At 69.0% G+C, this 19,398-nt stretch carries 20 protein-coding genes; 14 read left to right on the top strand and 6 right to left on the bottom strand.

Translation table 11 applies throughout. From position 1 onward, the window contains the following. Window positions 1-16: 16 nt before the first annotated feature. Both AC1DGI_RS04905 and nucS read right to left on the bottom strand, forming a co-directional pair. Window positions 17-220, bottom strand: coding sequence for a cold-shock protein (locus tag AC1DGI_RS04905; protein ID WP_011692441.1), 204 nt, complete (start codon window positions 218-220; stop codon window positions 17-19). Between the two features lie 328 nt (window positions 221-548). Beyond that, window positions 549-1,244, bottom strand: coding sequence for an endonuclease NucS (gene nucS, locus AC1DGI_RS04900; protein ID WP_441401317.1), 696 nt, complete (start codon window positions 1,242-1,244; stop codon window positions 549-551). Between the two features lie 112 nt (window positions 1,245-1,356). On the opposite strand from nucS, the gene AC1DGI_RS04895 reads away from it, so the two are divergent. Both AC1DGI_RS04895 and AC1DGI_RS04890 read left to right on the top strand, forming a co-directional pair. Next, window positions 1,357-1,737 carry an ATP/GTP-binding protein gene (locus tag AC1DGI_RS04895; RefSeq protein ID WP_476897970.1) on the top strand — a complete coding sequence of 127 codons (381 nt, stop codon included), beginning with the start codon at window positions 1,357-1,359 and terminating at the stop codon, window positions 1,735-1,737. 35 nt (window positions 1,738-1,772) lie between these two features. Further along, entirely contained in the window at window positions 1,773-2,573 is an 801-nt protein-coding gene (locus tag AC1DGI_RS04890; RefSeq protein WP_476897969.1) for an alpha/beta hydrolase, read from the top strand. A gap of 42 nt (window positions 2,574-2,615) precedes the next feature. On the opposite strand, the gene AC1DGI_RS04885 is transcribed toward AC1DGI_RS04890, so the two are convergent. Beyond that, a complete protein-coding gene (locus AC1DGI_RS04885; protein WP_476898202.1) occupies window positions 2,616-3,794 on the bottom strand; it encodes an AI-2E family transporter in 1,179 nt (392 codons plus the stop codon). 348 nt (window positions 3,795-4,142) lie between these two features. Between AC1DGI_RS04885 and AC1DGI_RS04880 the strand changes: the two genes are divergently transcribed. From AC1DGI_RS04880 to AC1DGI_RS04845, 8 genes are all read left to right on the top strand, one after another. Next, window positions 4,143-5,957 carry a hypothetical protein gene (locus AC1DGI_RS04880; RefSeq protein ID WP_476897968.1) on the top strand — a complete coding sequence of 605 codons (1,815 nt, stop codon included), beginning with the start codon at window positions 4,143-4,145 and terminating at the stop codon, window positions 5,955-5,957. Between the two features lie 35 nt (window positions 5,958-5,992). Then, complete coding sequence (locus AC1DGI_RS04875) at window positions 5,993-6,991, top strand: co-chaperone YbbN (protein ID WP_476897967.1); 999 nt, start codon at window positions 5,993-5,995, stop codon at window positions 6,989-6,991. Beyond that, window positions 6,991-8,091: an NADH:flavin oxidoreductase/NADH oxidase gene (locus tag AC1DGI_RS04870; RefSeq protein ID WP_441400346.1), complete on the top strand. Its 1,101-nt coding sequence runs from the start codon at window positions 6,991-6,993 to the stop codon at window positions 8,089-8,091. Before AC1DGI_RS04875 ends, AC1DGI_RS04870 begins: the two co-directional genes overlap by 1 nt. Window positions 8,092-8,219: 128 nt before the next feature. After that, window positions 8,220-9,050, top strand: a complete 831-nt coding sequence (locus AC1DGI_RS04865; protein WP_476897966.1) for an ABC transporter ATP-binding protein — start codon at window positions 8,220-8,222, stop codon at window positions 9,048-9,050. Then, entirely contained in the window at window positions 9,032-10,603 is a 1,572-nt protein-coding gene (locus tag AC1DGI_RS04860; protein ID WP_476897965.1) for a transporter, read from the top strand. Before AC1DGI_RS04865 ends, AC1DGI_RS04860 begins: the two co-directional genes overlap by 19 nt. 24 nt (window positions 10,604-10,627) lie before the next feature. Beyond that, a complete protein-coding gene (gene nagB / locus AC1DGI_RS04855; RefSeq protein WP_476897964.1) occupies window positions 10,628-11,410 on the top strand; it encodes a glucosamine-6-phosphate deaminase in 783 nt (260 codons plus the stop codon). Between the two features lie 60 nt (window positions 11,411-11,470). Continuing rightward, window positions 11,471-11,782 carry a DUF3039 domain-containing protein gene (locus tag AC1DGI_RS04850; RefSeq protein ID WP_476897963.1) on the top strand — a complete coding sequence of 104 codons (312 nt, stop codon included), beginning with the start codon at window positions 11,471-11,473 and terminating at the stop codon, window positions 11,780-11,782. A 143-nt stretch (window positions 11,783-11,925) separates the two neighbouring features. Next, complete coding sequence (locus tag AC1DGI_RS04845; protein ID WP_476897962.1) at window positions 11,926-13,713, top strand: DEAD/DEAH box helicase; 1,788 nt, start codon at window positions 11,926-11,928, stop codon at window positions 13,711-13,713. Window positions 13,714-13,777: 64 nt separating this feature from the next. On the opposite strand, the gene AC1DGI_RS04840 is transcribed toward AC1DGI_RS04845, so the two are convergent. The 3 genes from AC1DGI_RS04840 to AC1DGI_RS04830 form a co-directional block, all read right to left on the bottom strand. Continuing rightward, entirely contained in the window at window positions 13,778-14,125 is a 348-nt protein-coding gene (locus AC1DGI_RS04840) for a hypothetical protein (RefSeq protein WP_476897961.1), read from the bottom strand. A 79-nt stretch (window positions 14,126-14,204) separates the two neighbouring features. Beyond that, window positions 14,205-14,849, bottom strand: a complete 645-nt coding sequence (locus AC1DGI_RS04835; RefSeq protein ID WP_476897960.1) for an isochorismatase family protein — start codon at window positions 14,847-14,849, stop codon at window positions 14,205-14,207. Further along, window positions 14,850-16,178 carry a nicotinate phosphoribosyltransferase gene (locus tag AC1DGI_RS04830; RefSeq protein ID WP_476897959.1) on the bottom strand — a complete coding sequence of 443 codons (1,329 nt, stop codon included), beginning with the start codon at window positions 16,176-16,178 and terminating at the stop codon, window positions 14,850-14,852. 94 nt (window positions 16,179-16,272) lie between these two features. Here AC1DGI_RS04830 and clpS point away from each other — a divergent pair, with 94 nt between their 5' ends. Genes clpS through AC1DGI_RS04810 form a run of 4 tightly spaced genes read left to right on the top strand, consistent with a single transcriptional unit; the run spans window position 16,273 to window position 19,127 of the window. Further along, a complete protein-coding gene (gene clpS / locus AC1DGI_RS04825) occupies window positions 16,273-16,656 on the top strand; it encodes an ATP-dependent Clp protease adapter ClpS (RefSeq protein ID WP_441403104.1) in 384 nt (127 codons plus the stop codon). Further along, window positions 16,649-17,209, top strand: a complete 561-nt coding sequence (locus AC1DGI_RS04820) for a DUF2017 domain-containing protein (RefSeq protein WP_476897958.1) — start codon at window positions 16,649-16,651, stop codon at window positions 17,207-17,209. Before clpS ends, AC1DGI_RS04820 begins: the two co-directional genes overlap by 8 nt. 53 nt (window positions 17,210-17,262) lie before the next feature. Further along, window positions 17,263-18,333, top strand: a complete 1,071-nt coding sequence (gene murI, locus AC1DGI_RS04815) for a glutamate racemase (RefSeq protein WP_476897957.1) — start codon at window positions 17,263-17,265, stop codon at window positions 18,331-18,333. Beyond that, entirely contained in the window at window positions 18,330-19,127 is a 798-nt protein-coding gene (locus AC1DGI_RS04810) for an MBL fold metallo-hydrolase (protein ID WP_476897956.1), read from the top strand. Before murI ends, AC1DGI_RS04810 begins: the two co-directional genes overlap by 4 nt. The last annotated feature ends 271 nt before the right edge of the window (window positions 19,128-19,398 follow it).

Here is a 19,398-nt window from a genome sequence, read left to right as displayed (position 1 = left end):
GCCTCGCCGGGGGAGCCTAGACCAGCGTGACGCCGGTGGCCTGGGGGCCCTTGGCGCCCTGGCCGATCTCGAACTGAACGCGCTGGTTCTCGTCGAGGGTCTTGAAGCCGCCGGTCTGGATCTCGGAGTAGTGAACGAAGACATCGCCGTCGGAGTCATCCGGGGTGATGAAGCCGAAGCCCTTTTCAGCGTTAAACCACTTCACGGTTCCCTGTGCCATTTAATTCTCCTCATTTGTGGATCTTGAGAAAGTCCGGCGCACTTTGCACCGGGCTTGGTCACTCTGCGAGAAGAACCTTGGCGTCCGTCCGGATCAACCGGGCGTTGGCGGCAGGAGCTTCGCGCTCGCAACATGTCTTGCGAGCATGAAAAACACCTACACAAAGACTGATACAAGAATTTCATGGGAGTTCCGCTAGGTCAACGGGCGCGGCGGATAATTCCGGAAATTTTATCCAAAGAGTGTGTGAACGACTTCGCCGCGCCGGAATGGACGGACGCGGCTGCCATTCCCCGCGGCGCAATTCGCCGCCAAGAGCGGGCTGCCGCTAGAAAAGCCGCGACTCGCTGTCGTCAACGCCGCGCATGGCGTCGTAGTCGAGGGTGACGCAGGAAATGCCCCGGTCGTTCGCGAGCACCTTCGCTTGCGGCTTGATCTGCTGGGCGGCGAAAATGCCGCGCACCGGGGCCAGCAGCGGGTCGCGGTTCAGGAGCTCAAGGTAGCGGGTCAGCTGCTCGACGCCGTCGATGTCGCCGCGCCGCTTCAGTTCGATGGCGACGGTGCCGCCGGCGGCGTCCCGGGCGAGGATGTCCACCGGGCCAATCGCGGTGAAGTACTCGCGGCGGATCAGCGAGAAGCCGGCGCCGAGGGTCTCGATCTGCTCGGCGAGCAGCCGCTGCAGGTCGGCTTCCACCCCGTCCTTGATCAGTCCGGGGTCCTGGCCCAACTCGTGCGAAGTGTCGTGCAGCTGCTCATGGATGTTGATGATCAGCCGGTCGTCGGTCTTCGCGGACTGCACGGTCCACTGTTCGACCACGCCGACTTCGACGTCGACCTCGTCCGGAGTGGAGACGCGGAGGCTGGCCGGCGGGCTCATCCAGTTCAGCGGCTTGTAGGATCCGCCGTCCGAATGGACCAGCACGGAACCGTCGGCCTTGACCAGCAACAGCCTGGTGGCGAGCGGAAGGTGGGCTTTGAGCCGGCCGACATAATCAACGGAGCAACGGGCTATGACTAAACGCACCCGGTCAACACTACCGCCACGGCTGACTGTCCACGCCACGCCGGGCTGTCGAGCCCCCCGTCGGCGGGCCAGGGATGGGCAGGGAGCGTCCTGGCTGGGGCAGAATGGAACCATGCCCCGATCCAACCGACCCCGCCGCGCTGCGTCGGCAAACGCCGCCCCCGGGAAAGGCGCGTCCGGGAAGGCCGCCGGGCGGACGGCAGGCGGCAAACACGCCGCAGGACCCGCGCCGGAACTGGACCTGGAGCGCGCCCGGACCGGAATCGCGAGGCGGGAAAGCGCTCCCGACGGCGAATGGATGGTCCGCTCGATCTCCGCCAGCCGGGCCGGGAAAACGTATGTCTGCCCGGGTTGCTTTGCCGCGGTCCCGCCGGGCACCGCGCACCTCGTGGTCTGGTCCGAGGACCACCTCTTTGKGCCGGCCGCGGGTCTCGCCGAGCGGCGGCACTGGCACTCGAACTGCTGGACCTCGCGCAGCTACCGCTACCGCTGAGCCGTCGCCCTTGCGGTGTCGCTAAGCTGGAGGGCATGACTTTTGACCCCGCGTCCTACGTGTTCAGCCAGCCCTCTGCGCCCACCGCGATCCGTGCCTCCACGGTGCTTCCGGCGCACCGCGAGAACGTGGAACTGCGCACCGAGGACGGGCACCGGCTGGTCGGCGAGTTGGCTGTCCCTGAGTCCGGCGAGATCAAGGCCACCCTGATCACGCTGCACCCGTTGCCCACGCACGGCGGGTTCATGGACTCCCACGTCTTCCGCAAGGCCTCCTACCGGCTGCCCGCCCTCGCCGGCATCGCGGTGCTCCGGTTCAACACCCGGGGGACCTCTTCGCCGCGCGGGACCAGCCAGGGTTCGTTCGAGGAAGGCGTCGGCGAGCGGCTCGACGTCGAGGCGGCGGTCCGCTTCGCCGTCGAGCGCGCACTGCCGAACCGCTGGCTGGTCGGCTGGTCCTTCGGCACCGAGCTGGCCCTGATGTACGGTGCCACCGAGCCCGTGGCCTCCGCGATCGAAGGGGCCATCCTGCTCTCGCCCCCGCTGCACCGGGCCACCGATGTTCACCTCAAGGAGTGGGCCGCCGCCGGCAAGCCGCTGAAGGTGCTGGTCCCTGAACACGACGACTACCTTCAGCCGGCCGCCGCGGCGGAACGCTTCAGCCTGGTGCCGCACGCGGCTCTTGTCGGCGTCGACGGCGCCAAGCACCTGTGGGTGGGGGAGAAGTACGCCGGGCGGGTGCTCAACGAGATCGTCGGCCGGGTGCTGCCGGGCGGAGCCGGCGCACCGGCCCTGCCGGAAACATGGGACGGCCCGGTCGCCAGCGCGCACCCCTGAGAAGGGCGGCCGCCCTGGGCGGCGCCCGCACCGGCGCCCTGGCTAGTGCTTGTCCTGGCGCGCGATGAAAATTTCCTTGACCAGCAGCATGATCGCCGCGGCGGTGGGGATGGCGATCAGGGCGCCGAGCACGCCGAGCAGGCTGCCGCCGGCGATCACGGAGATCACGGCGACCGCGCCGGGCACCGCGACGGCCTTCTGCATGATGCGCGGCGAGATGAAGTAGGCCTCGAACTGGAGGTAGGCGAAATAGCAGATCGCGTAGACGACCGCCGTCTGCCAGCCCGCGGTGAGGGCGATCAACGTAACCAGGACGCCGGCGATCATGCCGCCGACCAGGGGGATGAACGCCAGCAGGGCCACGACGAACGCCAGCAGTGCGGCGAACGGGACACCCAGAATCGACATCACGATGAAGGCGAAGGTGGCGTTGAGCAACGCGACGCAGACCTGGCCAATGACGTAGTTGCCTACCGAGCCGGTAATCTCCTCGGACAGTGCCTCGACCCGCGCCCGGCGCGAGCGCGGCGCCAGCCGGTAGCCCCACCGCTTCATCGCCGGCATCGCCGAGAGGAAGTACAGGCTCAGGACGAGGACGATCAGGGCGCCGAACAGGCCGTTGGCCACGGTGGAGCCGAAGCCCACGACGCCGCCGAAGATGCCGCTCATGGCCTCCGGGTTATTGACGAATTTCGCCAGTTCCTGGCTGATCCGATCGCGCACGCCGAACTGGTTGTCGACCGTGTGGAAAAAGTCGGAGTCGATGAAATCCTGGATCCAGTGCGGGGCCTCCTGGACGATCTGGGTCACCTGCTGGACGATCGTGGGAATCAGCGTGGCAAAGAAACCCGCGACGGCCAGGGCCAGGACGGAAACGGAGATGAGAATCCCGGCCGGACGCGGCACCTTCTTGCCTTCGAGCCAGCGCACCACCGGATCCAGGCCGAGGGCAATGAACAGGGCGGTGACGATCCAGAGCAGCAGCTGGGTGGTGTTCGAGCCGATCCAGTAGACCAGCAGGGCGGCGCCGACGCCAACGGTGCCCATGAAGCCGACGTACAGCGGGTGCTGGGCGGACATCCGGGGCCCGGGGCTGCCGAAGCGTGCCGTGCCGTCGCCGTCGAGATCGGCGCCGGCGTCGTCGTCTTCCTGCTCGGGAGGCATCTCGAAGCGCAACCGCGGCTGGGCACCGGGCAGCGGCTGGCGCAGCCGGCGGGCCATCGAGATGAGGAAGCTGGCGGCGGCCGCCCGCGGGGTCGAGAGCTGCGGTGCCGGCTCCTGCGGGCCGCCTGGCTGGCCGCCGGGCTCCTGGCTGGCTGCGTGTCCTGTGGGGGTCGAAGCCGCGGGTTCAGTCACTGCGTTTAGTGCCCTTTTTGTCTGGTAGTTCCCCGCAGATCCGCGGTGGCGGCCAGGGTGTGACGATCACCGCAAACACTATCAGCAGCCTTGCCAACTGGCGGATCGGCGGCCTCCGGAAACACGCCAGCGGGTGCCGGGCCGCGTCCGATCGCGCCCTCGATCTGACTGGCAGGTAACAAAACGGTTACTCTTAAAACTACGTGTCCGCTGATGATGGGTATTATTTTGCGTTTCAAGACTGCAGTTGCACTAGTGCTGCTCGGCCTCCTGACATTGCTGGCCGGCATCGGCCAGCAGACGATTTGGGCTCCGCCCGAGACAGTGACGGCCAGTGTGCCAGCTGGCGGTACCGCCGCGCCGCTGACCGTGTTCGACGAAAAACTGCGCACCCTGCACGGCGGCACGGTGAAGATCAACGTCACGGGCGAGGGCAGCTTCATGCTGGCGGCCGGCCGGCCGGACGACGTGGCGGCGTGGGTCGGCAAGACCGCCCACAACACCGTGTCGGGCCTCTCCGCGGACGGCAAGACGCTGCAGCTCCAGCACTCCGACGGCGAAGCCGCCGCTCCGTCCCCGGCAGGCTCGGACCTGTGGGTGACGACGGAGAACGCCAACGGTGAGCTGAACTACAACTGGACCCCGCCGGCGGACGGCGACTGGTCGCTGTTGCTGGCCGCGGACGGCACGAAGCCGGCCCCCTCGTCGATTTCGATGACGTTCCCCAACGACACGTCCACCCCCTGGGCCATTCCGTTCATGGTGCTCGGCGCACTGCTGATCCTGGCCGGTGCAGCCCTGCTGCTGCTCAAGCCCAAGACCGGCAAGACGCACGACGGCGACTCGGCCGACCGCACGGATGGCACCGGCGGCAGCCCGAAGGGCAGCCCGTTTGCCCGCCGCGCACGCGCCCAGGCCGCTGCACGGGCCAAAGCCCGCACCGGAAGCGCCACCGGCACGGGCACGGACACGGACACCGGCACAGGCACCGTCGAGCGCGTTGCTGCCGGTTCCGCCGTCCGGCGGGCCGCCGGCGCCGCGGTAGCGCTGCTGACAGCCGCCGCAGTGGCCGGCACCGGGGTCGCGGCGCAGGCCAGCCAGACTCCCTCGCCGACGCCGAGCGGTTCGTCCGCGGCCGCTGCCCCGGCCCCGGTGCTGCTGGATGCCCAGTTCCGCAGAATCCTCGAGCAGGTCGCCGGCGCTGTCGATGCCGGCGACGCGGCCAAGGACGCCGCCAAGCTGGCGTCGCGCGTTGGAGCGGCGGAGCTGGACGTGCGCACGCACAACTACAAGATCCGGTCCCAGGTGGGCAGCTACGAGGCGCGGATGCCGGTGCGCGCCACCAAGCTCCTGACCACCGTGGTGAGCAACAAGCGTGCATGGCCGCGGTCCGTGCTGGCCGTCACCCAGGGTGACGGCAACGTTGTTCCGCAACTGCTGACCCTTGTCCAGGCCTCCCCGCGGGAGAACTACAAGCTCGTTGGGGCCACCCCGCTGCAGCCGGGCACCACCTTCCCGGGCATCAACCGCGGCGGCACCGATACCCTCGCAGCCTCCGACAAATCCGGGCTGCTGTACAGCGGCGATGAAGCGTTGGCCGGACTGGGCGACCGCCTGACCACCGCCGACTCGACTTTCAAGGACAAGCTCACCGAGGGGCAGTCCTCGCCGTACATCGCGGATACCCTGGCGTACCAGAGCGACGTCGTGAAGTCCGGCACCAACGGCAACTTCGCCTTCACCCACAAGGTCGTGCCGGAGAACACCGTGGTGTTCCGCACCGCCGACGGTGGCGCGCTGGTGCTGGGCAGGCTGAACTTCGGTCTTGACGGCACGCCCAAGAACCCCGGCGACAAGCTCACCATCGGCGACGATGCAGCGGCCCTGGCCGGAGGCAAGGAGACGAGCACGGGCATGGTCCTGGACTACGCCGAATCCGTCGCAGTCTATGTGCCGCCGGCCGGTTCCAAGGATCCGATGAAGCTGGTGGCCGCCACCCGCGGTCTGGTGGGGGCAAGCTTCAAATAGGCCCCTGCGTGCGGCGTAGTGGATAGAGTGGGGCTATGACTTCGCCAGCTTCCCGCCCGGTTCCTCCGGCTGCCGCCAACCCGCTCAACCTGCGCGGCGCCGTCGATCTCTCCGCCCTGAAGCAGCGCCCCGCGCCGCCCGCCGGTGCGGGCGGCGGGGGGCCGGCCGCCCCGGGGGCAGCCGGCGGCGGCCCCGACCACAACGCCGCCGCGCCGCTGCGCGTGGACGTCACCGAGGCCAACTTCCAGGAGCTCGTAGATCTTTCCGCGCAGGTCCCCGTGGTGGTCGCTCTGTGGGCCGCTTACTCGCCGGGCTCGGCGCAGCTTGTGGACGTGCTGGAGCAGATTGTCGACAGCTACGAGGGCCGGCTGGTCCTTGGCGCCGCCGATATCGAGGCTTTTCCCCAGCTCGCGCAGGCCTTCCAGGTCCAAGCCGTTCCGACCGCCGTCGCTCTGGTCAAGGGCCAGCCCGTGCCGCTGTTCCAGGGCGGTGCCGAGGAGCAGCAGGTGCGGAGCCTCTTCGACGAACTCCTCAAGGTTGCCGCGGCCAACGGCGTGACCGGCCGGCTCGGGGCCGGCGGGCCACGCTCGGCGGAGCCCGAGGCTCCGCCGCTGCCGCCGCTGCACCAGAAGGCGTTCGACGCCATCGAGGCCGGCGACTACGCCGGTGCCGCGGCGGCCTACCGGCAGGCCCTGATCGAGATGCCGGCCGACGCCGAGGCCAAGGCCGGGCTCGCGCAGGTGGAGCTGATGGGCCGGCTCCAGGCCCTGTCCGCCGCCGAAACCGAGGCCGTCCGCGGCCGTGCCGCCGAGGAACCGGACAACCTCGAAGCCCAGCTCGCCGTCGCCGACCTGGACGTTGCCGGCGGTCACGTCGAGGACGGCCTGGGCCGGATCGTGACGTTCATCGGGCGGAACTTCGGACCGGAGCGGGAAACTGCCCGGGTGCGCCTGCTGGAACTCTTCGACGTGGTGGGAACCTCCGACGAGCGTGTTGCCAAGGCCCGGCAGAACCTCGCGCGGGTGCTGTTCTAATGGGCTCGGCCCTGTTCGCGCCGCTGGAGCTGCGCTCGCTCAGGTTGGAGCACCGCGGCTGGGTTTCGCCGATGTGCCAGTACAGCTGCGGGCCGGAGACCGGCGAGGCGGTGCCCAACGACTGGCACCTGATGCACCTTGGGTCCTTCGCGACCGGGGGAGCAGCCCTGATGCTGACCGAGGCGGCCGCCGTGAACGCCGCCGGCCGGATCAGCCCCCGGGATGCCGGCCTCTATAACGATGTCCAGGCCGAAGCCTGGGAGCGGATCGTCTCCTTCGTTCACCGCCACGGTGCCGCCAACGCCAAGATTGGCACGCAGTTGGCGCATGCCGGGCGCAAGGCGTCCTCCTACTGGCCGTTCTCCGGCAACAGCGGCACGGTGCCCGCCTCCGACGGCGGCTGGAACACCGTGGGCCCGGGCACCGGCGCCTTCGACGGCTACGCGCCGCCGTCGGCCATGACCGAAGACGAAATCGACGGCGTGATCGCCGACTTCGCCGCGGCCGCCGTCCGCGCCGTCGGCGCCGGCTTCGACACGATCGAGATCCACGGCGCCCACGGCTACCTGCTGCACCAGTTCCAGAGCCCGCTGGTCAACGACCGGACGGACCGCTGGGGCGGGAATGAGGAAGGCCGCAACCGGCTGACGCTGGCTGTTCTCGACGCGGTGCGGGACGTCATCCCCGATTCGATGCCGCTGCTGCTGCGGATCTCGGCCTCGGACTGGGCCGACGGCGGCATCGACGCGGAAGCGTCGGTACGGCTGGCCCGCACGGCAGGCGAACACGGGGTGGACCTCGTGGACGTCTCCAGCGGCGGGGCCGTGGCGCACCAGAAGATCCCGGTCGGCCCCGGCTACCAGACCGGATTCAGCGCCCGGATCCGGCGCGAAGCCGGGATCCGGACCGGCACCGTGGGGCTGCTGACCTCCGCGGGCCAGGCCGAGCATGCCGTGGCCACCGGCCAGGCGGACGGCGTCTTCATCGCCCGGGCCGCACTGCGCGACCCGCACTGGTGGCTGCGGGCGGCCTTTGAGCTGGGCCAGGAACTCGCGTGGCCGCCGCAGTACGAGCGGGCCATCCCGCGGCACACGTTCTAGTCCCGCCCGCCCGCGCTGCCGGTCCTGCCGGGCCCCGCTAGCCGTCCGGGATCGTCCGCTGGGATGAGGGCCTAAATTACCCCTTTCGGACGACCCTGCCCGGCGCCGGCGGCGGTTAGTCTAGCGATATGACTTTCGAGCACCCGCAACCGCCAGTGCCGGCGGCGCCAGCCAGCCCGGCCAGCCCGGCCAGCCCGGTTGACCCGGTCCCGGCGCTGGCCCTGCGCGGCCTGGCCAAACGCTTCGGCACGAAGATCGCCGTGGACGGCATCAGCCTCGACGTGCCGGCCGGCTCCTTCTACGGGATCGTCGGCCCCAACGGCGCCGGCAAAACCACCACCCTGTCGATGGCGACCGGGCTGCTGCGGCCGGATTTCGGCACCGCACTGGTCCATGGCGTGGATGTCTGGCAGCACCCGCTGGAGGCCAAGAAGCTGATGGGCGTGCTGCCAGACGGGGTACGGCTCTTTGACCGGCTCACCGGAGAGCAACTGGTGAGCTACGCGGGCCTGCTGCGCGGCATGGACCGGGCAGTGGTGGTGGCGCGGGTGGCCGAGCTGCTCGCTGCCCTGGACCTCAGCCAGGACGCCGGCACACTCGTGGTGGACTATTCCGCCGGCATGACCAAAAAGATCGCGCTCGCCTCGGCGCTGATTCACGCTCCCCGGCTGCTGGTGCTGGACGAGCCGTTCGAATCGGTCGACCCGGTCTCGGCCGCCAATATCCGAGACATCCTGGACCGATATGTCGCCTCGGGCGGCACGGTCATCGTCTCCAGCCACGTCATGGACCTCGTCCAGCGGATGTGCGACCACGTCGCCGTCGTCGCCGAGGGCCGGGTGCTGGCCGCCGGGACCGTCGACCAGGTGCGCGCAGGCGAGTCGCTCGAGGACCGCTTTGTCCAGCTGGTGGGCGGCCGCAGCCACGCGGAAGGGCTCGAATGGTTGCGCACCTTCTAAGGCTCAAGCTCACCCTGCTGCGCAACAGCCTCCGACGCAGCCCCTGGCAACTGGTGGGCATCGGCATCGGGGCGCTCTACGCCCTCGGCATCGTCGGGGTCGGTGTCGTCGGGCTGTTGCTGCTGCGCCAGGCTGACGTCACGACGGCGCAGACGGTGGTGGTGCTGGGCGGCGCCGGCGCGGTGCTGGGCTGGGCGATCATCCCGATTGTGGCCTCGGCCGCCGACCTGACCCTGGACCCGGCCCGGTTCACGACCTTCGCCGTCCCGATGCCGCAGATGCTGGCGGGCCTGGCCCTGGCCGGGCTGATCGGCACGCCAGGGGCCGCGACGTCGCTCGTGGCGCTGGCGACCGTGGGCACCTGGTCGCGAAGCATCCTGGGCGCGTTCGGGGCCCTGGTGGGCGCCGTCCTCGGGGTGCTCACCTGCGTGGTGCTCTCAAGGGTGGTGACCGCCGGCACCGTCAGCCTGGCCAGTTCCCGGCGTTTCAAGGACGTCAGCGCGGTCGCCTTCCTGATTCCGTTGGTGCTGACGGGGCCGATCGTGGCCGTCGTCGCCCGCGGCATCCGAGGCTCGGCCGGGTTCATCGTCGAACTGGCACGGTTCCTGGAGTGGACGCCGATCGGGGCCGCCTGGGCCCTCGGCGGCGAGCTCGCCGGCGGCCACTACGGTACCGCCGTGCTCAAGCTGCTCATCGCGGTTGCCAGCCTGGCCGCCTTGGTGTGGTGCTGGAAGGTGCTGCTGCAGCGCGCGCTCGTCACACCGCCCTTCGCGGGGAGCGCCAAGAAAAAGACCTCCGGCCTGGGGCTGTTCGGGGTGGTCCCGGGCACCCCCACCGGGGCGATTGTGGCCCGCTCGCTGAGTTACTGGCTGCGCGATCCGCGCTATGCCGGCTCGCTCGTGGTGGTACCGCTGCTCCCGGTGCTGTTGTGGTTCCAGGCCAGCCAGTCCGGCTTCTACGGGCTCCTGCAATTCGTCGGACCGCTGTCGGCCTTCCTGCTCGCCTGGTCCATCTCCTCGGATGTCTCCTACGACAGCACAGCCTTTGCCCTGCACGTGTCCGCCGGGGTGCGCGGCAGCCAGGACCGGCTCGGCCGGGCGGTGGCCTGCCTGGTCTTCGCGCTGCCCGTCGTGGTGCTGTTCAGCGTCGTCCCGATGTTCATCACCGGCGGCTGGCCGCTGCTGCCCTGCGTCCTGGGCCTGTCCCTGGGCGTGCTCTTCACCGGCCTGGGCCTGTCCTCGGTGGTCTCGGCCCGCTACACCATGCCCGTGCCGCTGCCCGGCGACAGCCCGTTCAAGAAACCGCCGGGTAACGTGGCGCAGACCTTGGCGGTGCAATTCGGCGGGATGGCCCTCCTGCTGGTCCTCGTGAGCCCGGAGCTGGTCCTGGTGGCGATGCAACTCGCGGGCGGCAGCCCGGTACCGGGCTGGATCTGCCTGGCGCTCGGCCCGGTGCTTGGCGGCATCCTCTTCGCCGCCGGCGTGCGGCTGGGCGGCAAGTGGCTGGACGCGCGCGGGCCGGAACTGCTCGCGCAGCTGGCCGTCAACCGCTGAACGTCACAACGAAAGGCAGGGACCATGGAAATCGTCATCCTTTCGGGAGGCAGCTCACGCGCCGCCCTCGCCGCCGACGCGGTCGAGGCCCTGGTGCGGAGCAAACCCGACGCCGTCCTGGGCCTGGCCACCGGCGCCTCGCCGTTGCCCGTGTACGAGGAGCTGGTGCGCCGGCACGAGCGCGGGGGCCTCGATTTCAGCCGGACCCGGGCCTTCACCCTCGACGAGTATGTAGGCCTCCCCGCCGGCCATCCGGAGTCCTACCGCGAAGTCATCCGCCGCGACTTCACGAGCCGGGTGAACATCAGCGAGGCCAACGTCCTCGGACCCGACGGGGAGGCCGCCGATGTTCCGGCCGCCTGCCGGGCGTTCGAGGACGCCATCAGCGGGGCCGGGGGCGTGGACCTGCAGCTGCTCGGACTGGGCGCTGACGGGCACATCGGCTTCAACGAGCCGGGATCCTCGCTGGCCTCCCGCACCAGGATCAAGACGCTGCTGGAACAGACGCGGCGGGACAACGCCCGTTTTTTCAGCAGCCAGGCAGAGGTGCCCCACCACGTGCTCACCCAGGGCCTGGGCACCATCCTGGAATCCCGGCATGTGATCCTTCTCGCCGCCGGGGCACAGAAGGCGCAGGCCGTCCGTGACCTCGCCGAGGGGCCGGTGGCCGCCATCTGTCCTGCATCGGTCCTGCAGCTGCACCCGCACGTCACACTCCTGCTGGATGAGGCGGCGGCTTCCTCGCTGCGACTCGCCGATTATTACCGGCACAGCTATGACGGAAAGCCGCGCTGGCAGGGCCTGTAACCGCGCCGCAGCCGTCCCGCCGTCGTCGTCGAGTCCGTGGCAGCGGCTAAGATGGGTGTCATGACCAGCATGACGGATCCACTCGAAACCGACCCGATGCGTGAGCTCTCCGGGGCCGGGACGTCGACGGCCACCATTGAGCGCGAGGAACTGCGCCAGGAGGTGGAACCGGGCGACCGGGAGCGCTTTTCGCACTATGTGCGCAAGGAAAAGATCATGGAATCCGCCCTGTCCGGGGAGCCCGTGATTGCCCTCTGCGGCAAGGTGTGGACGCCCGGCCGGGATCCGAAGAAGTTTCCGGTCTGCCCCGAATGCAAAGAGGTCTACGAGGGCCTGCGCCCGGGTGGCGACGGCGGGGTCTCCGGAAAATAGGGACTTGACTCCCGGTGCCGGCGCGGCTTGATCCGTTGCCGGCCTTCGCTGTTGTCCGGTTCATCCGAAAGAGATTGGTTGTTTTTGTGCTTACTTGGGTTTCTCCGGAACCGGCTGACGTATGCGGATGGGAGGCCCCGTAAGTGACTGAAACACTCTTTGGCGGACCTGTCCTGCCGCCCGCGTATCCCGAGCGGGCCGCCTGGGGCACGGCGCCCAAGCTCCGTGCCTGGCAGCAGGAAGCACTGGACAGCTACTTCAGCACCCATCCCAAGGATTTCCTGGCGGTCGCCACGCCAGGCGCCGGCAAAACCACGTTCGCCCTGCGGGTGGCGTCCATGCTGATCGACGCCGGGGTGGTGAAACGGGTAACCATCGTGGCCCCGACGGACCACCTCAAGCGCCAGTGGGCGGACGCCGCCGCCAAGGTCGGCATCGCCATCGACCCCAACTTCAAGAACGCCGACGGCCAGCACGGCCGCGGCTTCGTCGGCGTCGCGGTCACCTATGCGCAGGTGGCCAGCAAACCGATGCTGCACCGGGCCAAGACTGAGGCGGCACGCACCCTGGTGATCCTCGATGAGATCCACCACGGCGGCGAGGCATTGTCCTGGGGTGACGGTCTGCGCGAGGCCTTCGAGCCGGCAGCCCGGCGCTTGTCCCTTACCGGTACCCCGTTCCGTTCGGACACTTCGCCGATCCCGTTCGTCGAGTACGCCGAGGACCGCGAGGGCATCCGCCGCTCCAAGGCCGACTACACTTACGGCTACGGCAAGGCCCTCCGTGACCACGTGGTCCGCCCGGTAATGTTCATGGCCTACTCCGGCCAGATGCGCTGGCGCACCAGCGGAGGCGAAGAAATGGCGGCGTCGCTCGGTGAAGCGGCCGTCACCAAGGACATCACCGCCCAGGCCTGGCGCACGGCCCTGAATCCGACCGGCGAGTGGATACCGGCAGTGCTGGCCGGGGCGGACAAACGGCTCAGCGAGGTCCGGCGCAGCGTGCCCGACGCCGGCGGCCTGGTCATTGCCACCGATCATGAGGATGCGCGCGCCTACGCCGGCCAGCTGAAGAAGATCACCGGCGAGTCACCCACGGTGATTCTCTCCGACGACGCGAAGGCCTCGGACAAGATCGAGGAGTTTTCCGCCGGCGAGAAGCGCTGGATGGTCGCCGTCCGGATGGTGTCCGAAGGCGTGGACGTCCCGCGGCTGTCGGTGGGTGTTTACGCGACCTCCACCTCCACGCCGCTGTTCTTCGCCCAGGCGGTCGGGCGCTTCGTGCGTGCCCGCAAGCGCGGGGAGACGGCGTCGGTGTTCCTGCCCTCCGTCCCCCAGCTGATGGCACTGGCAAACTCGATGGAAGCCGAGCGGGACCACGCCCTGGACCGACCGGAGAAGGAAGACGCCGACGGGCTGTTCAACCCGGAGGACTCGCTTCTGGACGAGGCCAACCGCGAGGAGAAGGCCTCCGACACCCTGATGAAGGGCAAGTTCGAGGCGCTCGACTCGCAGGCCTCCTTCGACCGGGTGCTGTTCGACGGCGGCGAGTTCGGGACCGGCGGCGAGGTGGGGTCCGAGGACGAGTTGGACTTCCTCGGCATTCCAGGCCTGCTCGACGCCGAACAGGTGGGCACCCTGCTCCGCCAGCGCCAGCATGAGCAGCTCAGCCGCAAGAACAAGCGCTCGCCGCAGGGGGCGCCCGCAGTGCCCGACGCGCCCGCCGTGCCGGACCACCGGATGCTGATGGACCTGCGCACCGAGCTGGCCAAAAACGTCGCGGCCTGGTCCGCGCGGACCAGCACCCCGCACGGCGTCATCCACACGAAGCTGCGGACCGTGTGCGGCGGCCCGGCAGTGGCGCAGGCCAACGAGGAGCAGCTGCAGGCGCGGCTCCGGAAGCTCCAGGACTGGTTCATCGGCCGGAAGTAGCAGGGCGGCACGCAAAAGGGACCGGGTCAAAACCCGGTCCCTTTTCAGTTGGCGGCCTGTCCCTTTACTGGGCGGGGGCCGGGCACGCCTGGGAGAAGGCCTGCCCGGCCGAGGTGTACTTGGCCTTCAGGTCATCCACCTTGGCCTGGTCCGGGTCCTTCTTCGCGGACTCGTCCAGGTAGTCCACGATGGACTGCAGCGGACCCTGCAGCTCCGCGGAGGCCGTGGCCTCGATGGGCCGGATCTGGTTCGCCAGCCGGGTCATGCCGAACTTGTCCGAACTGGACGTCGGCGACGAGGTGATGGTCTTGATGCGGGCGCACGTTTCCTCGGTGGTCATCTTCGGGGCCGAGCAGSCGGCWGCGCCGAGCAGRGYCCCGGCAGCGATCAGGACGGTCAGGGTCTTCTTCATGRTGTACTCCGGGAATTTACGGGTCCGACGTTACTGGCAAGGATTCCGAGTCTACTGTGCGGCGCTGGGTGCCACGAGTTCAGGCGAGATCGACGCCGCCAAGCTCCATCTCCGCAAAGGCATCGTCGAGGTCTTCGGCGATCCCTACCGTGAGCCCGCGCGGCACAGTGACGGAGTAGCCGGCCTGGACGGCGTCCAACGCGGTCGCCTTCACGCAGTGGTCGGTGGCGATCCCCACGACCACAACCTCTTCGACGTCGTGGCTCTGCAGCCAGTCGTCCAGGCCGATGGCGTCGTCGTCCACGGCGAAGGCGCCGGGGCCGGCCGCGCCGCCCACGGGCAGCGAGCCGGGCGTGCGGTCGCCGGTGGGGACGGCGTCGTCCGGGGCGAGCAGCCCTTCGAAGCCCGAGTAGGCGGCCGTGAACTGCCCCTTGCGGAAGTAGGCCTGGACGTATTCGGTGTCCAGGTCCGGGTGCAGCTCGGCGCCGCGGGTGCCTGCGACGCAATGCGGCGGCCAGCTGTCGGTGTAGTCCGGCTCCTCGGAAAAGTGCGCGCCGGGATCGATGTGCCAGTCCTGGGTGGCCACGATGTGGTCGAACTGCCCGTGCCGGGCATCGACGTATTCGCTGATTTCGGCGGCGAGCGCGGCCCCGCCCTGAACCGGGAGAGCACCGCCCTCACAGAAATCGTTCTGCACGTCGACGATGATCAAGGCGCGTGACATTCAGTCCTCCTCGTAGATGGTGGGGATGGCTGCTTCGCCGCGCTGGAGCCGGTTGACCACTGCCGGGAGCTCCTTCATGCTGTCGGCGTGGCGCTGCCGGGCGCGCTCCACGCCCTCGGGTCCGGTCCAGCCCGGCAGCAGCTCGCCGTTCTTGATGAACTGCTGCAGCAGCTGCCGGTCGTTGCCGTCATCCTCCGGGGGGCGCCCGATGCCGACGAGCTCCTGGGTGGCGGTGCCTCGGTCGTTGAGTTTGCGCAGCGCGTACTTGCGGCCGCCCTTGCTGGCCTTGTTCTTCGCCGCCTTGGCCACCGGAACGAAGCTGCCGGCGTCGTCGGTGTGGCTGACCAGCTTGTAAACCATGCTCGCCGTCGGCGCTCCGGAGCCGGTCACCAGCGAGGTGCCCACGCCGTACGAGTCCACCGGGGCGGACTGCAGCGCGGCGATAGCGAATTCATCCAGGTCCGAGGTGACCATGATCCGGGTGTTTTCGTTGCCCAGCTGATCCAGCAACTGGCGGACCCACTGTGCCTGCGCGACGAGGTCGCCCGAGTCCAGCCGGACCGCGCCGAGCTTGTCGCCGGCCAGTTCGACGGCGGTACGCACGGCAGCCTCGACGTCGTAGGTGTCCACCAGCAGCGCGGTGCCAGCGCCCATCGAGGCGATCTGCGCCTCGAAGGCCTCCCGCTCGGTGTCATGCAGCAAGGTGAAGGAGTGGGCGGCCGTGCCCACCGTCTTGATCCCGTAGCGCCGGCCGGCCTCGAGGTTGGAGGTGCTGTCAAAGCCCGCAATCACGGCGGCCCGGGCGGCCGCGACGGCGGATTCCTCGTGCGTGCGCCGCGACCCCATCTCGATGCAGGGCCGGCTGCCCGCCGCCGTAATCATGCGGGAGGCCGCGGACGCGATGGCACTGTCATGGTTGAGGGTTGAGAGGACGTACGTCTCGAGGATGCAGGCCTCGGCAAAGGTGGATTCGACGATGATGATGGGGGAGTTGGGGAAGTAGGCGTCGCCCTCCGCGTAGCCCCAGATGTCGCCAGAGAAGGAGAAGTCGGCCAGGTATGCGAGGGTCTCCTCGTTGACCACCTTCGAACGGCGCAGAAAATCGAGCTCGGCGTCGCCGAAGCGGAAATCCGCGATCCCCTCCAGCAGCCGGCCGGTGCCCGCCACGATCCCGTAGCGCCGGCCGTCGGGGAGCCGCCGGGCAAAGGCTTCAAACACCGATTTGCGGTGCGCGGCGCCCGAATGCAGTGCGGCCTGGAGCATGGTCAGCTCGTAATGGTCGGTGTACAGAGACGTGCGGGGATGGTCCCAGCCAGCTGAGGTACTCACAAATTCACTCTAGTCCCCACCGGCTCCCTCGTCTCGCTTCGCTTCGCCGTGGGGCCCTCGCCGGCGTGGGCCCACCTCCCCATAGAATGGACAGATGACCCTCAGCGTTGCGCTCGGCCCTGACACCCAGGAGAGCACCCAGACCGGAACAGCGGCGTCGACCGACGTCCTGACCGCCCCGGACATCCCTTGGAACCTCGTGATCTGGAACGATCCGGTGAACCTGATGAGCTATGTGAGCTACGTGTTCCGCAGCTACTTCGGCTATTCCGAGGCGAAGGCCAACAAGCTCATGCTGGAGGTCCACAAGAAGGGCCGGTCGATCGTGGCGCACGGCAGCAAGGAACAGGTCGAGCAGCACGCGGTGGCGATGCACGGCTACGGCCTGTGGGCCACCGTGGAGAAGGCCAGCGGCGGCCCCGGCGGCGGCCGATCGGGCGGTACCGGATCGGGCAAGGGCAAGGGAAAACGTGGCTAAGGCATTTAAATATGGGCTCAAGGGCATCACGGGGTACCTGGAGCCGGCCGAACGAGACCTGCTGCGCAGCCTCTTCGACGACGTCATCTCCATGCTGGAGCCGGAGGAACGGGCCAACCAGGATCCGCTGGCCGCGCTCGTCGGACTCGACAACGAGGCCCGGGAGCCCTCCGACCGCGCCCTGAAGCGCCTGCTGCCCAACGTCATGAAGGACGACGACGCGGCCTCCCTCGAGTTCCGCCGCTACACCGAGCGCTCGCTGCGGGAGAGCAAGATCGGCGCGTTGAGGGCGGCGGCCCTGGGCCTGGACAAGGAGGAGCTGGTGCTGACCCCGGCCGACGCCCGGCACTGGTCCACCGCGCTCAACGACATCCGGCTGGTGCTCGCCGAACGCCTCGACATCCGGGACGACGCCGACGCCGAGCACGTCCACCGGATGCAGGACTGGTCGCAGGCCGAGGACGTGGAAAGCTACCTGGCCCTCGTCTACAACTTCACCACCTGGCTGCAGGAATCCCTGGTCCAGGCGATGCTGGCCTCGCTCGAGGCGTAAGGGCAGCGGCGCCGCTTGTGACCGATGAGACACGAGTTGCTCGCCACAATGTGATGGCTGCACCTGCGGCGAAGCCCTATCCTCGAATAATCATGACTTCAGCATCGAGCACGGATCCGGCAGCGGACGCTGCCGCGGAGACCGCAGCGGACAGTGCCGGGAATTCCGGGCTCGGGGAGCGCCCGATCGGCGTCTTTGATTCCGGCGTCGGCGGCCTGACCGTGGCGCGGTCCATCATCGACCAGCTGCCCAACGAATCCATCCTCTATGTCGGCGACACCGCGCACGGACCGTACGGGCCGCTGCCCATCGCCGAGGTCCGCGCCAATGCGCTGGGCGTGATGGACGAACTGGTGGATTCCGGCGTCAAGCTGCTCACCATCGCCTGCAACTCGGCGTCCGCCGCCGTGCTCCGCGACGCCCGCGAACGTTACACCGCCCGGTACGGCATCCCGGTGATCGAAGTGATCCAGCCGGCCGTGCGGCGGGCCGTGGCCGCCACCCGCAGCGGCCGGATCGGAGTGCTGGGCACCTCCGCCACCATCGGCTCCCGCGCCTACGAGGACACCTTCGCGGCGGCGCCGGACCTGGACATCACCTCCGTGGCGTGTCCGGCGTTCGTGCCCTACGTGGAGGCCGGCATCACCACCGGCCCCGAACTCCTCGCCGTCGCCCGCGAATACCTGGCACCGCTCACGGCCGCCGGGGTGGACACCGTGGTGCTGGGCTGCACCCACTACCCGCTGCTTACCGGGGTGATCTCCTTCGTCCTGGGTGAAGAAGTCACGCTGGTGTCCAGCGCCGAAGAAACCGCCAAGGACGTCTACCGTGCGCTGGCCTCCCGCGGCCTGGAGCGCACCAGCGCCGCCGCCCCGGAACACAATTTCATCGCCACCGGGGATGCTGCGCAGTTCGAGCACCTGGCCCGCCGCTTCCTCGGCCCGGAAGTCCTCAGCGTGCGCCATGTGGACCACGTCGCCGCGCAGTACCCCACCGGCAGCCTTGCCCGGATCACGCCGGAAATGATCGCCGCGGCCCAGGCCGCCGCCGGCCGGCCCCGGATCTCCAACTTTGTCGCCACCGATCGGCCGCGGCTGACCGGCCTGCGCGGGACCGGCCTGTGAAGCTGACCATTGTCGGGTGCACCGGATCCTTTCCCGGCCCCGGCTCGCCGGCGTCGTGCTACCTGCTGACAGCGCACGACGGCGAGCGGCGCTGGAAGATCGTGCTGGACCTGGGCAGCGGCGCGCTCGGCGCCATCCAGCGGTACACCGACCTCGAGGACATCGACGGGATCTTCCTGACTCACCTGCACCCGGACCACTGCATGGACCTGTGCGGACTGCACGTTGCGGTGCGCTGGAAGCCGGGCGGCTGGGGCGGCGGCCGGATACCGGTCTGGGGGCCCGCCGCCACCGCGGACCGGATGGCGACCGCTTACGGGCTGGACCTGGACCCGGGCATGCACGAGGAATTCGACTTCAGTAACTGGTCCGAGCGCAAGCCCGTGGCCATGGGCCCTTTCACCGTCACCCCGTACGCGGTGAACCACCCCGTCGAGGAGGCCTATGCGCTGCGCGTGGAGGTCACCGAGCCGGACAAGGACGGCACACCCGTCACCCGTGTGCTGAGCTATTCCGGGGACACCGACTCGTGCCTCGGCCTCGAGGACGCCGCCCAGGGCGCGGACCTGTTCCTCTGCGAGGCGGCCTTCGAGGAGGGCCGGGACGACGCCATCAAGGACGTGCACCTGACGGGCAAGCGCGCCGGCGAGGCGGCCGTCGCCGCCGGGGCGCGGCGGCTGCTGCTGACCCACATCCCGGTCTGGACTTCCCCGACCACCGTGATGGCCGAAGCCAAGGAAGTCTTCGGCCAGCACGTGGCCGTCGCCGTCGCCGGCGTGCACTACACCGTCTGAGCGGCAGCCCCCAGTAGGTCCCTCCCTCACGTTTCGCACGAAATCCGCAGACCCTCCCTCACGTTTCGCAGGAATTCCGGCGATCCTCCCTCACCCGATCTGCGGGAGGGGCGGGTTGGGGGCCCTCTACGTCAGGCTGGTTGTGAGTCAGTCAGTGATTGAAGAGGAGCAGGAGTAGCCATGACTGTTGGTCCGCGAGGTATTAGCCGCGATGAGATTCGAGAATTGGTGCATCAGTATTACGTGCAGCCGTACGGGACGAGGAAGGAAT

This window comes from Arthrobacter sp. 05N428_2 (assembly GCF_056397065.1).
This window is presented reverse-complemented; position numbering and strand designations above follow the sequence as displayed.